Origin of the sequence: Affinundibacterium nitidum (genome assembly GCF_014284155.1) — a bacterium.
Taxonomy (GTDB): Bacteria; Pseudomonadota; Gammaproteobacteria; order Burkholderiales; family Burkholderiaceae_D; genus Undibacterium; species Undibacterium nitidum.
This window is the reverse complement of the sequence record NZ_JACOFZ010000002.1, coordinates 44921-58802: the sequence shown is the minus strand read 5'-3', so window position 1 is coordinate 58802 and position 13882 is coordinate 44921. Positions and strand designations below refer to the sequence as shown.

At 47.6% G+C, this 13882-nt stretch carries 11 protein-coding genes and 1 tRNA gene; 9 read left to right on the top strand and 3 right to left on the bottom strand.

What is annotated here, in order from left to right:
• The first annotated feature begins 249 nt into the window (after positions 1–249).
• On the top strand, positions 250–1194 hold the full coding sequence (locus H8K36_RS07830) for a LysR family transcriptional regulator (RefSeq protein ID WP_186916249.1): 945 nt from the start codon (positions 250–252) through the stop codon (positions 1192–1194).
• A 15-nt stretch (positions 1195–1209) separates the two neighbouring features.
• On the opposite strand, the gene H8K36_RS07825 is transcribed toward H8K36_RS07830, so the two are convergent.
• Together H8K36_RS07825 and H8K36_RS07820 are read right to left on the bottom strand one after the other, a co-directional pair.
• Complete coding sequence (locus H8K36_RS07825; protein WP_186916250.1) at positions 1210–1575, bottom strand: VOC family protein; 366 nt, start codon at positions 1573–1575, stop codon at positions 1210–1212.
• A gap of 41 nt (positions 1576–1616) precedes the next feature.
• Positions 1617–2090 (bottom strand): response regulator, encoded by a 474-nt coding sequence (locus H8K36_RS07820; RefSeq protein WP_186916251.1) that lies wholly within the window; start codon positions 2088–2090, stop codon positions 1617–1619.
• A 200-nt stretch (positions 2091–2290) separates the two neighbouring features.
• Between H8K36_RS07820 and ybiB the strand changes: the two genes are divergently transcribed.
• The 8 genes from ybiB (at position 2291) to H8K36_RS07780 (ending at position 12918) form a co-directional block, all read left to right on the top strand.
• On the top strand, positions 2291–3265 hold the full coding sequence (ybiB, locus tag H8K36_RS07815; protein WP_186916252.1) for a DNA-binding protein YbiB: 975 nt from the start codon (positions 2291–2293) through the stop codon (positions 3263–3265).
• 37 nt (positions 3266–3302) lie between these two features.
• Positions 3303–4514 carry a BaiN/RdsA family NAD(P)/FAD-dependent oxidoreductase gene (locus tag H8K36_RS07810; RefSeq protein ID WP_186916253.1) on the top strand — a complete coding sequence of 404 codons (1212 nt, stop codon included), beginning with the start codon at positions 3303–3305 and terminating at the stop codon, positions 4512–4514.
• Between the two features lie 158 nt (positions 4515–4672).
• Positions 4673–4885, top strand: coding sequence for a 30S ribosomal protein S21 (rpsU, locus tag H8K36_RS07805; RefSeq protein ID WP_186891961.1), 213 nt, complete (start codon positions 4673–4675; stop codon positions 4883–4885).
• Between the two features lie 249 nt (positions 4886–5134).
• Complete coding sequence (locus H8K36_RS07800) at positions 5135–5581, top strand: GatB/YqeY domain-containing protein (RefSeq protein ID WP_186916254.1); 447 nt, start codon at positions 5135–5137, stop codon at positions 5579–5581.
• Positions 5582–5663: 82 nt separating this feature from the next.
• Complete coding sequence (gene dnaG / locus H8K36_RS07795) at positions 5664–7469, top strand: DNA primase (RefSeq protein WP_186916255.1); 1806 nt, start codon at positions 5664–5666, stop codon at positions 7467–7469.
• Positions 7470–8796: 1327 nt separating this feature from the next.
• Positions 8797–10962 carry an RNA polymerase sigma factor RpoD gene (rpoD, locus tag H8K36_RS07790; RefSeq protein WP_370587142.1) on the top strand — a complete coding sequence of 722 codons (2166 nt, stop codon included), beginning with the start codon at positions 8797–8799 and terminating at the stop codon, positions 10960–10962.
• A gap of 210 nt (positions 10963–11172) precedes the next feature.
• Positions 11173–11250: transfer RNA gene (locus tag H8K36_RS07785), tRNA-Ile, on the top strand.
• A gap of 210 nt (positions 11251–11460) precedes the next feature.
• Positions 11461–12918, top strand: coding sequence for a DEAD/DEAH box helicase (locus H8K36_RS07780; RefSeq protein WP_186916256.1), 1458 nt, complete (start codon positions 11461–11463; stop codon positions 12916–12918).
• 75 nt (positions 12919–12993) lie between these two features.
• Here H8K36_RS07780 and gluQRS read toward each other — a convergent pair whose 3' ends face one another.
• On the bottom strand, positions 12994–13878 hold the full coding sequence (gluQRS, locus tag H8K36_RS07775; RefSeq protein WP_186916257.1) for a tRNA glutamyl-Q(34) synthetase GluQRS: 885 nt from the start codon (positions 13876–13878) through the stop codon (positions 12994–12996).
• Positions 13879–13882: the final 4 nt, after the last annotated feature.

Here is a 13882-nt window from a genome sequence, read left to right as displayed (position 1 = left end):
TGAAAAACGTATGCGCTCAAAGTCGCATATGGGTTCGCAGTGTGGACGCATTCAAATTGTTATGAAAGATGAGAACTTGCCCAATCTCTGTGCATTAATGCACATCTAATATTAAGTGTATGAATTAAAAAGAAATTTGTAATTTTATGAGCTGTTGTTTTCCGGCTTTTTGTTGCGTTTTTGGTGTGTTGGCGTGGTAAATTGAGTACATTCTCGAACTGATTGAGTTTTGATGCACAAGGTGAACACATGACGACCCTGCCTGAATGGACCGATTTACGCTTTTTCCTCGAGTTGGCCCGCTCTGGAACGCTATCTGGTACCTCCCGACGATTATCTGTGGAGCATACGACGGTGGCGCGTCGTATTGACCGTTTGGAACAACAACTTGGGACGACCTTGTTTGACCGTAGTCGCGAGGGCTATCAACTGACAGAAATGGGGTTAAGCCTACTGCCACATGCGGAAGCGATGGAGAGCGCAGCCTTAGCGGCGACAGAGCAATTGGCTGGTATCCAAGTGTCGGCGCGCGGTTTGGTGCGACTTGGTGCCCCAGAGATTTTTGGTACACAAGTGGTAGCGCCAATGTTGGTCGCGCTGTTGAGAGAGCACCCTGATCTTAATATTGATCTCTTGTTATTGCCGCGCTTCGCCAATTTGGCGAATCGTGAAGCTGATATTGGGGTCATGCTCGATCCACCTAGCACTGGACGTTATATGGTGGCCAAATTGGCGACCTTTCGTTTATACCTTTACGGTTCGAAGGAATACTTGGCCCGTCATCCGCCAATTCGTGAGCACGCTGATATTGCTCATCATGAGTTTGTCGACTACGTGCAAGACCGTTTGGCAAGTAGTGAATTGAATTTCTTTGAAGAGCTTGGATTTACACCGCGTCGCCGTTTATGTTGTACTGGCATGATGGCGCAATGTGAAGCCGCTGCAATGGGCTTAGGCCTAGTCTTAGCTCCACCTTATGCAGTACGCAATCATCATAATTTGGTGCCGGTGCTGGAAGATCGCTTCCACGCTGAGCGTTCATTCTGGCTCGTCGCGCCAGTAGATCTTTATCGTTTACAGCGTGTACGTGTAGTATGGAATTTGTTGCGAGAATATTCTGAACGAAACTCGCCTTTGTTCAAAAATGACGATAAATTAATTGAATTTTCTCGAACTAAGACCAGTTTTGAGTAAGACTGTTTTTGCTTACTACCTGACTGCTGAGACGTCAAAGTGAGGGTTTTCGATAATACTAAAGCGGTTACCAAAAGGATCGCGTACAGAAGCGACTTTGATGCCGCCGCCGACTTCGGTCACCGCTTCGACTTCATGTGCGCCGAGGCTGAGAAGTTGTTGCATCGCTTGTTCTGCATTCGCTACACCCCATAGCGCCTGGCATCCATCGACGCTAGAAGTGCCATCAGGAATTAAACCAAGCTCAAAACCACCAACGGTGAAGCCAACATAGAATGGCTCATCAAAATAAGGGGCAACTCCCAGTACAGAGCTATACCAAGTTTTGGCGGCGGTCAGATCACTGACGGGATAGATACTAGTGCGAAGGCCAAGAATCATGATTGCTTTCGTTCGGCGTAAATTGGTACAAATAGAAAAATTTACTCTTTGACGTCAAAGCCGACTGCTTTGAGCATGTCGACCACTTTGATGCGTGTAATTGGCTTTTCAAAGGTGGCGCGCACCTTGATCCCTTGAATGCGAGCCAGTTTCTCTGCCAGATTGAGCACTGGACCGCTGTAATTCGACAAGTTCCAATGTTGGTCTTTGGGGGGGGTAAGGTTGTGGCCCGACATGATCAAGACTTCAGCTTGGCAAGCTTCGCGGGATAAATGGCTGAGTAATTCCATACCCCCAAGTTGTGGCATGCACAAATCACAGATAATGAGATTGGGTTTTGGACTAGCTTGCTTAAAAAGCTTAAGTCCTTCAATACCATTGCGGGCAAGGACTACCGTAGTAGCGCCAAGATCGAGCAAAGTATCCTTCATCAGATCGAGTAAAAACTCGTCATCGTCCACTAACAGAATATGTAATGGATTTGGGCTTGCTGCTGTTGCTTGAGTTTGCGGCATAATCATCGCTTCGGAGTGAAACGTCGCGTCATTAGGTGCAAGAGAGTATAGCGAAAAAATTATGACATCTGTGTTGCAAAGATGAAATAAACGCGAATATTCGCAGCCAGACCACAGTTCGCCTCACGGTTAACTTCGCACTTCATGCAAAATATGAAGCAAGATTGCTAAGTTGCGCAAATATAACGGATAAATCATTCATGCAAAATCAAACTGAACGCTTTGCTGCGGCAAAATATATTAAGGAAATTGGGCGCGGCAAGGAAGGTGCGCGCAGCATGTCTGAAGAGCAGGCGCAGGAACTATATGGTGCGATGTTAGATGGCCGCGTATCTGATTTGGAAATGGGCGGCATTTTATTGGCGATGCGCATCAAAGGCGAAACTATAGATGAAATCCATGGTTTTCTGGCTGCAGCAGAAAAACGTATGCAATTGCTGCATGCGCCAATCGACAGTGAATTTGCGCCAGTGATTATTCCAAGCTATAACGGGGCGCGTAAAAGGCCAAATCTAACGCCATTACTCGCGATGTTGTTGGCACGCAAAGGTGTGCCAGTGCTACTGCATGGCGTTAAGGCGGACCTTGGGCGTGTCGCTTCTGCAGACATTTGGCGTGCGATGGGCACTGAGTTTGCCAACAATGCAGAAGAGGCAAATCAGCAGTTAGAAAAGAACCGATTATCATTCATTACAATTGAAGTGTTGGCGCCAGCGATGCATCGATTACTTGAAATGCGGCGAGTGCTGGGTTTGCGCAATTCCACTCACACCTTAGTCAAAGTGCTGCAACCCTTTATTCAGCCAGCGCTGCGTTTGACTTCTTATACGCACCCAGAGTATCAAGTGATGTTAGATGGTTACTTCACTCAAAAATTGAGTTCACAGCGCGGTGCCGCATTCTTAATGCGCGGTACAGAAGGGGAAACCGTGGCTAGTACCGGGCGAGCACAACAAATTACGGCATATTTTCAAGGTGCGGTATCAGTTTTGCAGGAGCCCGAGTCGCAATTGACGGCTGAACACGAAGACCTGCCGCAGACCATCTCTGCAGAAGATACAGCTCGTTGGATGAAACAAGTTCTAGATGGTGAGCGTGTGGTACCGTCGAATATTGCAAACCAGATTGAGCACATCTTGAAAACGGCGAAAGCCATCAAGCAGCAGGTAAATTGAATTACAATGCGCAGCTTATTTTCTAGGCGGGACTACGATGGCACACGATAAACAAGCGACCCAGTATGACGTGGTGGTGATCGGAGCGGGGGCTGCAGGCATGATGTGCGCTTCAGTGGCGGGCCAGCGCGGAAGGCGCGTGTTGGTGATTGATCATGCCACTAAGCTTGCGGAAAAAATCCGTATCTCAGGCGGCGGGCGCTGCAATTTCACTAACTTACATGCAGGACCAAACAATTTTTTGTCTGAGAACCCGCATTTCTGTAAGAGTGCTCTGTCGCGTTATACCCCCCAAGATTTTTTAAATCTCATTAAACGGTACAAGATTGCTTTTCACGAGAAACACAAAGGGCAGTTGTTTTGTGATGAAAGTGCTGAAGATATCATCCGCATGCTCAAGGCGGAGTGTGACTTAGGAAAAGTCCAGTGGCGCATGCCTTGTGGCGTGTCAGACATCTCCCAAGGAGAGCAGGGATTTTTACTGCAAACGGACCAAGGACCGGTGTCTGCTAAGAGTGTAGTGATTGCTACTGGTGGTTTATCGATCCCGAAGATTGGCGCGACAGATTTTTCTTATCGCATTGCAAAACAATTTAATTTGAAGATTGTTGACCCGCGTCCCGCACTTGTACCACTGACCTTTGAAGCGAGCAGTTGGGAGCCTTTCGTGCCACTTTCGGGCATTTCGCTCGAGGTCGATATCGAGACTGGTGGCAAGAAAGATAAGGCTATCTTTCGCGAAGACCTGTTATTTACGCACCGCGGTTTATCTGGTCCCGCGGTTTTGCAAATTTCAAGTTTTTGGCATAGCGGTCAAGCTATTCGCGTCAATCTCTTACCAGAAGTCGATTTGGCGCAAGAATTGGTTGATGCGAAGACCAGTACAAAGAAGAATCTCGCAAATTTCCTCGCTAGCTACCTGCCTGCGCGTTTAGTCGACGGTTTATTGCAGGCGCATGGTTTTGATGGCAATTTGAAAATCGCCGATATGCAAGATAAGCGCCTTCGCTTATTAGGTGAACGTATGAATCGTTGGGAGCTTATTCCCAATGGTTCGGAAGGTTACCGTAAGGCAGAGGTCACCCGCGGCGGTGTCGATACGCGTGAACTGTCCCAGCAGACTATGGAAGTCAAGCAGGTTCCTGGATTGTATTTTGTCGGTGAGGCGGTCGATGTCACAGGGTGGTTGGGTGGCTTCAACTTCCAATGGGCGTGGGCCTCTGGTGTGGCTGCAGGGCAGGTGGTTTAATTATTAGCGGAGTCCCTGTGTACCTTATAAAAATGATAGTGATTTTTTAACATCAGCTGTCTTTTTTGCGTAAGATTTCATCAGTTAACTTCCAAAATCAAAAAAATCCTGTTATTATCTCGGTCTTCCTATAAATTTTTACTTGGTTCCGAACTTAAATGACCACAATTCGCCTTAAAGAAAACGAGCCGTTCGAAGTCGCCATGCGTCGCTTCAAGCGCACCATCGAAAAGACCGGTCTGTTGACCGAATTGCGCGCTCGCGAGTTTTATGAAAAACCAACTGCAGAACGCAAACGTCGTTTAGCAGCTGCTGTTAAACGTCACTACAAACGTATTCGTAGTCAGCAATTGCCTAAGAAGATGTATTAATTCTGTTTGGCATTAAGTGAGCAATTGCTTGATGTCGACAGCGTTAAACTGTTCAAGGTTTGCATGCCCGCTCCGGTGTTCCGCAGCGGGCTTTGTTATTTTCGATGTTGTCCTTTAATTTTTCTATTTTGGGGATTGCACCGTCCAATCTTGCCACAACATAAGTACTGCGCGGTTTTCCTCTATCGTGAGAGCTGTACGTAGATGTAAGCCTTGTTGTGCAAAACCCACTTTAATTCAGGAGTAAAAATGAGCTTAAAAGACCAAATTACCGAAGACATGAAATCGGCGATGCGTGCAAAAGACACGGCCAAGCTCAGTGCCATTCGTCTCATTACAGCGGCAATGAAGCAAAAAGAAGTTGATGAGCGTGTGGAATTGAATGATGCAATGGTGTTGGCAATCATTGAAAAAATGATTAAACAGCGTAAAGATTCCATTACTCAGTTTGAGGCGGGTGGTCGTCAAGATTTGGCTGATATCGAAAAAGCTGAGTTGGTCATTCTTTCGGCTTACATGCCTGCTGGCTTGACTGATGCTGAAATCCAAGCGGCAGTAAATGAAGCGGTGGCGGAAACTGGCGCTGCCGGTCCGCAAGATATGGGTAAGTTGATGGGTGTATTGAAACCAAAATTGGCAGGTCGTGCTGACATGACAGTGGTTTCTGCGATGGTGAAAGCAGCCCTCGCAAAGTAATCTTACTTGCTAGAACGCGCAGCAATGGTGTGCGGCCCCTCGAGCGGGGAGCCGCTTGATTCTATTTGTTTAGGCTTACGCTGTGATACCTCAAAGTTTTATTCAAGATTTACTGGCCCGTGTTGATATCGTTGATGTCGTGGGTAAGTACGTTCAGTTGAAAAAGGGCGGCGCAAACTATATGGGTTTGTGTCCCTTTCATAATGAAAAGTCTCCAAGTTTTACGGTGAGTCCGACCAAGCAGTTTTACCACTGCTTTGGTTGTGGAGCGCATGGTACTTCCATTGGTTTTCTAATGGAATATTCGGGGATGAGCTTTGTTGATGCGGTCAAGGATTTGGCGCTCAATAATGGCATGATCGTTCCCGATGATGACAAAATGCTGCCCGCACAACGCGCAGAGCATACAGCGAAGACGCTTGCCCTTAGTGATGTGATGACCAAAGCCTGCGATTATTATCGGCAACAATTGCGTTCTGCTGATCGTGCGATTCAATATCTTAAAGGCCGTGGCGTTACCGGCGAGATCGCGGCTCGCTTTGGTCTTGGTTATTCACCGGACGCTTGGGATAGTTTGCGCTCGGTCTTTTCTGATTATCAGGCCCCAGCCTTGGCGGAGTCTGGCATGGTCATCGATAAAAGCGATGACGAGGGTGCCCATAGAAAACGCTATGATCGTTTTCGCGATCGCATCATGTTCCCAATTCGCAATACCAAAGGGCAGGTGATTGGCTTTGGTGGGCGCATCCTAGATCAAGGAGAACCCAAATATCTGAACTCTCCTGAAACACCTTTGTATCAAAAAGGCCTGGAGCTCTATGGCTTGTTCGAGGCGCGCCAAGCGATTCGCGATGCCGGATATGTTTTGGTGACCGAAGGGTACATGGACGTAGTGGCCTTAGCGCAACTTGGGTTTCCGCAAGCCGTCGCGACCTTGGGAACGGCGTGTACGCCAACCCATGTGCAAAAACTCTTGCGTCAAACTGACCATGTGATTTTCAGTTTTGACGGTGATAGTGCTGGTCGACGAGCTGCCCGCCGAGCGTTGGATGCCTGTTTGTCACATGTGAACGATAACAAAATCATCAAGTTCTTGTTTTTGCCTGTTGAGCATGATCCCGATAGCTTCGTGCGAGCCTACGGTGCGGATGCCTTTGAGCAAGAAGTTCAAAATGCGATGCCTTTGTCGCAATTCTTTATCAAGGAAGTCGCTGGAGAGAATGATTTGTCGACGGCTGAGGGACGAGCAAAAACGCAATTTGATGCTAAGCCTTTATTGCAGCAGATGGCACCATCGGGGTTGCGCCTGCAATTGGTACGTAGTTTGGCGAATATTACGCAGTCGACGCCAGCAGAAATTGAGTCGCTTTTTGAGTTGGCTCAGCCAGTGGCACGAGTCAAAATTGCGCCGCCGAGAAGTAAAAGGAGTGCACCCGTTGGATTGGAGCGACAAGTTTTACGAATTTTAGTCGCACATCCCTCTCTAGCTGTCATGATAAGTGAAAGTGTACTTGACGATGCGGCAAGACTTTCTCCTGACGGTGCTGATATGCTCAAACAGTTGGTTGCTACCGCGCAACCATTGGGTGAGCACGCCAATTTTGCAGCATTGGCGGAAAGTTTGCGGGCCACAGGTTCGGATTTTGATCCGCTAATTGCCGAAATAGCTGAGCAGGTCGAGTCAGGAGTTGAGATCGTTTCGCTGGAGTTGGCGGGCGCTTTGCGACAAATGCGTACACAAGTGTTAAAAATGGAAATGGAAAAATTAGTTGCGGGTGGTCTGCGTGAACCGCAAGATGTTGCTCGTTATCGTGAAATTATGCAGTTGCAGGAAGCAATTCGACGCGAGGCTTTGGCTGAGGCATCAGCGAGAATGTCCGATAGTTAGTTGCTTGAAATAAAGTAAATAGAGAAGTAAATGAAGAGGTAAAAATTTCTGCTTAGAAATTAATCAGTAAAAGTGCTTGGAAATGGTGCAAAAAGAAGCATTTTAAAATGAAAAATTGCTTACATGAAAGACCATGGAAGTGCTCTTTTCATTGAGTAAAAGAGTGGCAGGTGCTATAATTAAAGGCTTTCGATTCAAGGTCTTAGGTTGTTTTCATTCTTCGTTGGGTCGATCATGACAATAACGAGAATGTGTTGTTTAGGTGAGCATTTTGCTCCTCCGAGTAACCCAAAACACCGACTCAGAATTTTGGTGCGTTTGATCCACTAAAAAATGCGCTGCCCCGCAGGCAATTACTGTTGGCAGTGCTTTATTTTTTAGTGATTCTACATCGAATTTTTGTTTCGGCTGGTTTGATTCAATGGCTAGTGCAATGAAGAAACCCGCGAAAAAACCAACATCCGTAGTGACGAAAAGTTCGACTAAAACGGCCGCCGCAAAAAAAGCCGCACCTGCCGCAAAAGCTGTCAGTAAGACGGCAAGTAAATCTGCAGCTAAGCCTGTGACTAAAACGCCGGCAAAGGCGATGAAAGTTGTCAGTAAAGTGGCTGCAAAGCCCGCAGTCAAAGCAAAGCCAGCAGCAAAAGTAGGTACCAAGCTGGCCGCAAAGCCAGCGAAAGTGGTTGCCAAGTCGGTCGCGAAAACTTCAAGTAAGCCAGTATCTAAGCCCGCGGTCAAAGCAGCAGTGAAGCCTGTTGCGAAAGCAAAAGCGGCACCAGCAAAAAAAGCAGTTGTCACAAAAGTTCCTGCAAAAACGGCTGCGAAGAGCGCTGCAAAAACGGTATCGAAGGCTAAGCCAGTGAGTGCAGCGAAGCCCAGTGCAAAAGCTAAAGTAGTTGCAAGTAAAGTGTCCGAGAAAAAAGTCCTTGCCAAAGACGTTAAACCGCCTAAAGTGGAACAGAAGTCTGTAAAATTGGCTCAGAGCAAGATTTTAAGTAAAGATGTAAAATCGTCGGTGAGTAAAAAGGAAGTTGAAGTGTCGAAAACTCGTGCTACAAAAAGTGAACCTAAAGCAGAACCGAAGCTGATTAAAGAAACTAAAGAAGCAGCAAAAGTCTCAGCGAAACAGATTAAAGAAGTCGAAGCAGCATCGGCAGTAACCGCAACGAAGAAAGCCTCCGTGACTACAAAAGCATCGAAAGCAAAATCAGCAGTAGAAGCCGTACCTGAAACGACGAAGATCACTGAAACTGTAGCTGAAACTGCCGAGGCTAAGTCAGCAAAGAAAGCCACTCGTGCATCAGCTAAAACTGAAAAGGCACCTGAAGTGCAAGAGATCAAAACGGGATCCGCGCCAACAGTGAGTCAAACAACCGACGCTACCTTATTGGCGAGCATCGATACCTCCGGTTATGTCCTGCCTGGCGTGAAAGTGCCTGGCCGTCGTGGACGTAAGCCAAAAGAATACCAGCCAGAGAATGAAGAAATGGCAGCCTTGAACGCCGTTGAACGTGCAGAAATGAAAGCGCTCGACAAGGCCAAGGCTAAAGATCGCAAAGCGAAAGAAAAAGCTTTGCTGAAAGATGCATTCTCTGCAGACCCAGAAGCAACTGCTGAAGAACTCGAACGTCGTCGTCAGCGTTTGAAAACCCTGATTAAGATGGGTAAAGATCGCGGCTATCTGACTTTTGCCGAGATTAACGATCATTTACCAGAAAACGTTGTTGACCCAGAAGCGATTGAAGGCATTATCAGTACCTTCAATGACATGGGTGTGGCTGTGTACGAACAAGCCCCAGACGCAGAAGCATTGCTTTTGTCAGACAATGTAGTGACTGTAGCCAGCGATGATGACGAAGTAGAAGCGGCCGCTGAAGCAGCTTTGTCTACCGTGGATTCCGACTTCGGTCGTACTACCGACCCAGTGCGTATGTACATGCGTGAAATGGGTACGGTAGAGTTGTTGACTCGCGAAGGTGAGATTGTCATTGCGAAGAAGATCGAAGAAGGTCTGAAAGACATGATTCAGGCGATCTCTGCATGCCCAACGACGATCGCCGAAATTCTCGCGCAAGCCGACCGTATCGCTAGCGACGAAATTAAGGTTGACGACATTGTTGATGGTTTGGTCGATCCAAACGCAGAAACTGAAGAAGAGAAAGCTCCCGTTGTCGCTGCTGATGCTGAAGAAGATGAAGAAGATGAAGATGAGGACGAAGAGGAAGAAGAAGAGGACGACGCTGGTGCAGTAGCAGCGGGCATCTCAGCTGAACAACTCGAACAACTCAAACGCGATTCGCTCGCTAAGTTCGCCGTTATCTCTGAAAACTTCGACAAGATGCGTAAGTCTTTTGAAAAAGAGGGTTACAACTCTAAGGCTTACATCAAAGCACAAGAAGCCATCTCTAACGAGTTATTGGGCATTCGTTTCACTGCTAAAGTAGTTGAAAAATTGTGCGACACTTTGCGTGGTCAAGTTGATGAAGTGCGCCATGTAGAGAAGCAAATCCTCGATGTTGTCGTGAATCGTTGTGGTATGCCACGTTCCCATTTCATCAAGGTGTTCCCAGGTAATGAAACCAACTTGAACTGGATCGAAGGCGAAGTTAACGCAGGTCATTCTTACAGTGCAGTGTTGGGTCGCAATGTGCCGACAGTGCAGCAGTTGCAGCAAAAATTGATCGACTTGCAAGCGCGTGTGGTGTTGCCATTGCCAGATTTGCGCGGCATCAATAAGAAGATGTCGGCAGGCGAAATGAAAGCGCGTAAAGCAAAACGTGAAATGACCGAAGCGAACTTGCGTTTGGTGATTTCTATCGCGAAGAAATACACGAACCGTGGTCTGCAATTCTTGGACTTGATCCAAGAGGGCAATATCGGTTTGATGAAAGCGGTTGATAAGTTTGAATATCGTCGTGGCTATAAGTTTTCAACTTATGCGACATGGTGGATTCGTCAAGCGATTACGCGTTCGATTGCCGATCAAGCACGAACGATTCGTATTCCTGTGCATATGATCGAAACCATCAATAAGATGAATCGTATCTCTCGTCAAATTTTGCAAGAAACTGGTGCTGAGCCAGATCCAGCGACTTTGGCGATCAAGATGGAAATGCCTGAAGATAAAATTCGCAAGATTATGAAGATTGCGAAAGAACCAATCTCGATGGAAACACCTATCGGTGATGATGACGATTCTCACTTGGGCGACTTCATTGAAGACAATCACACCTTGGCACCAGCAGATGCGGCTTTGCATGCATCGATGCGTAATGTGGTGAAAGATGTGTTGGATTCATTGACGCCACGTGAAGCGAAAGTATTGCGTATGCGCTTTGGTGTGGAAATGTCGACCGACCATACTTTGGAAGAAGTGGGTAAGCAGTTCGATGTAACGCGTGAGCGCATTCGTCAAATAGAGGCAAAAGCGCTGCGTAAGCTGCGTCATCCTTCACGTTCTGATAAGTTGAAGAGCTTCCTCGAAGGAAATTAATCTCGAAAGCGATCACATAAAAACCGCGCAGCGTAAAACCTGCGCGGTTTTTGTTTGTAGAAGTCTTTTAGCTGAAATGATTCAGTGATGAGAAATCATGTGCAATCCCAATGAATTCCAGCATTTCGCCGTTTGTGACCTTGTGTGGATTGTGTCGGATGTAATACAATGAGCCCTCTTTTGCAGGCCGCAATTTGCGGCCTGCAAATAGGGCCTCTAGCTCATGCTGGTTAGAGCAGCGGACTCATAATCCGTTGGTACCCGGTTCGACTCCGGGGAGGCCCACCACATTCTCTTGATTGATTTGGCGTTTTGCCATCAATATCGCCTAAATTTTAAGCATTTTTCCATGCAAACTGGCCTCTGTCCCGAGATATCAGGGTGCATAGTGCTATAATGCGCCACTATTGAAATTCACCCACGCCTGTACTTTTGCTAACGCCACACCGGTGGTTTCCCATCGAATCTGTGCGATGCTCAGTAGGCTTTAAGATCAACATGACAGATACCCCCATTCAGACAACGCCAGAGCAAGAAAACAATCCAGCCTTCGAGGCGGTCGCTGATACGCTACGTTTTGACTCCTTTGGCTTGGCACCCGAAATTCTGCGTGCTTTGAATGATCAGGGTTATGTGCACCCAACACCGATTCAGGCGCAAGCGATTCCTGTGGTACTGCAAGGCCGCGATGTGATGGGTGCGGCTCAGACCGGCACTGGTAAAACGGCGGGTTTTTCTTTACCTATCATTCAGCTGTTGATGGCACATGCCAATAGCAGCGCCTCTCCTGCACGTCATCCAGTGCGCGCTTTGATTTTGACGCCGACGCGTGAGTTGGCCGATCAAGTTGCCGACAACGTGAAAGCCTATTCACGTCACACAAATTTGCGCGCGACCGTGGTTTTTGGTGGTGTTGATATGGCACCGCAAACAGCGACCTTGCGTGGCGGTGTAGAGATCGTGATTGCAACGCCGGGTCGTTTATTGGACCACGTTGCACAGAAGTCGATCAATCTCTCTCAAACACAGATTTTGATTATGGACGAGGCCGATCGCATGCTCGATATGGGCTTCTTGCCGGATCTCCAACGCATCATTAATTTGTTGCCGAAGAAGCGTCAGAACTTAATGTTTTCTGCGACCTTCTCACCAGAGATTAAAAAACTCGCGGCGAGCTTCTTGTCGAACCCCGTCACGATAGAGGTAGCGCGTAGCAATGCGACTTCTGAAAACGTTACGCAGGTTTTGTATAAAGTTGAAGAAGACGAAAAGCGTGACGCGGTCTCTTTCATCATTCGCGAACGCGGTTTGAAGCAAGTGATTGTGTTCTCGAATACGAAGATGGGTGCGTCGCGTTTGGCTGTTCACTTAGTTAAACAGGGCGTGAAGGCGTCTGCAATTCATGGTGATAAATCGCAGCAAGAACGGATGGCGGCACTCGAAGCATTCAAGCGTGGTGAAGTAGAGATTCTGGTAGCAACCGATGTCGCTGCGCGTGGTCTCGATATTTCTGAAATGCCTTGTGTGATTAACTTTGACCTACCATACAATGCCGAAGATTATGTACACCGTATCGGTCGTACGGGTCGTGCGGGTGCTAAGGGTGATGCGATTTCTTTGCATACAGATAAAGATGAACGCCTGCTGGTCGATATCGAAAAACTGATCAAGCAAAAAATTGTACGTTTGCATTTGGCAGGATTTGTGGCGACCTCGGTTCATGCCGAACGTAAACCGGCTTTTGCGCCGCGTGGTGCAGAACGCGAACAACGTAGCGCGGACAAGCCAAGTCGTGGCTACCAAGCACCACGTGAAAAAGTCGATCCTTGGTTCTTGAAACCTTATGAACCGAGTGCAAGCGCAGCGTCAACAAAACCAGTCGTTGCAGCGAAAACCGAAACGGCAAAACCACAAAAACGTGCTGCTTTACTCGGTGGCGCCATTAAGAATTCGTAGAATATTTAATTCAGATACAGCTTGAAAAACTTAAACGCAGATTCACTGAAATGAGTCTGCGTTTTTTATTCGCGCCTATTTTGTGAGATAGGTTCGAGCCCAAGTAATAGTTGCTTCTTGCCAGAATTGGTCCAGATTCTTGATGGACGACGGCAACTGCAGACCCAAAAATGTCGCTGCAGGAATCAGTGCCTCATTGAGTAAGTCATTGTCACCGCGATCAAATGCTAAAGCCCCAGTCTGTTTGGAGAGTTTTTCACCAACTTCATTGACGACGACTGGGACATGCAAATAGCGAGGTGTTGGTAACTTAAGTAAGCTTTGCAAATAGAGTTGACGTGCGGTTGAATCGAGTAAATCCTCACCACGAACGATGTCGGTGATTTCTTGAGCGCCGTCATCGACTACTACTGCAAGTTGGTAGGCCCAAAACCCATCGGCGCGTTTCAAAACGAAGTCACCGACTTCCGAACTTAAATTTTGTTGTTGAGGTCCGAGCAAACGGTCAATAAATGGCACGACGGCTGTCTCACCATCGGGTACCCTTAGTCGAAAAGAACGTGCCAGCTTACCGTCGCCGATGCCATGGCGACAATTGCCCGGATAAATTTGACTATCTTCCAGGCCCGCACGTACACGCGAATCGGCGATTTCTTTGCGCGAGCAAGCACAGGGGAACACGTGCGGATCGAGTTTCTCAAGTGCTGATTCATACAAATGCGTCCGCTTACTCTGCCACACAACTTCTTCGTCTGAATGCATGCCGCAACGTGTCAGCGATGCCAGTATTGCTTGGTCTGCACCAAGGACATTGCGATCAAAATCAAGGTCTTCCATACGCACGATCCAAATACCTTGATGCGCGCGTGCATCAAGATAACTTGCCATAGCAGCCACAAGTGATCCCATGTGCAGAGGCCCAGTAGGTGAAGGAGCGAAACGGCCGCGATACGGTTGCATAGAA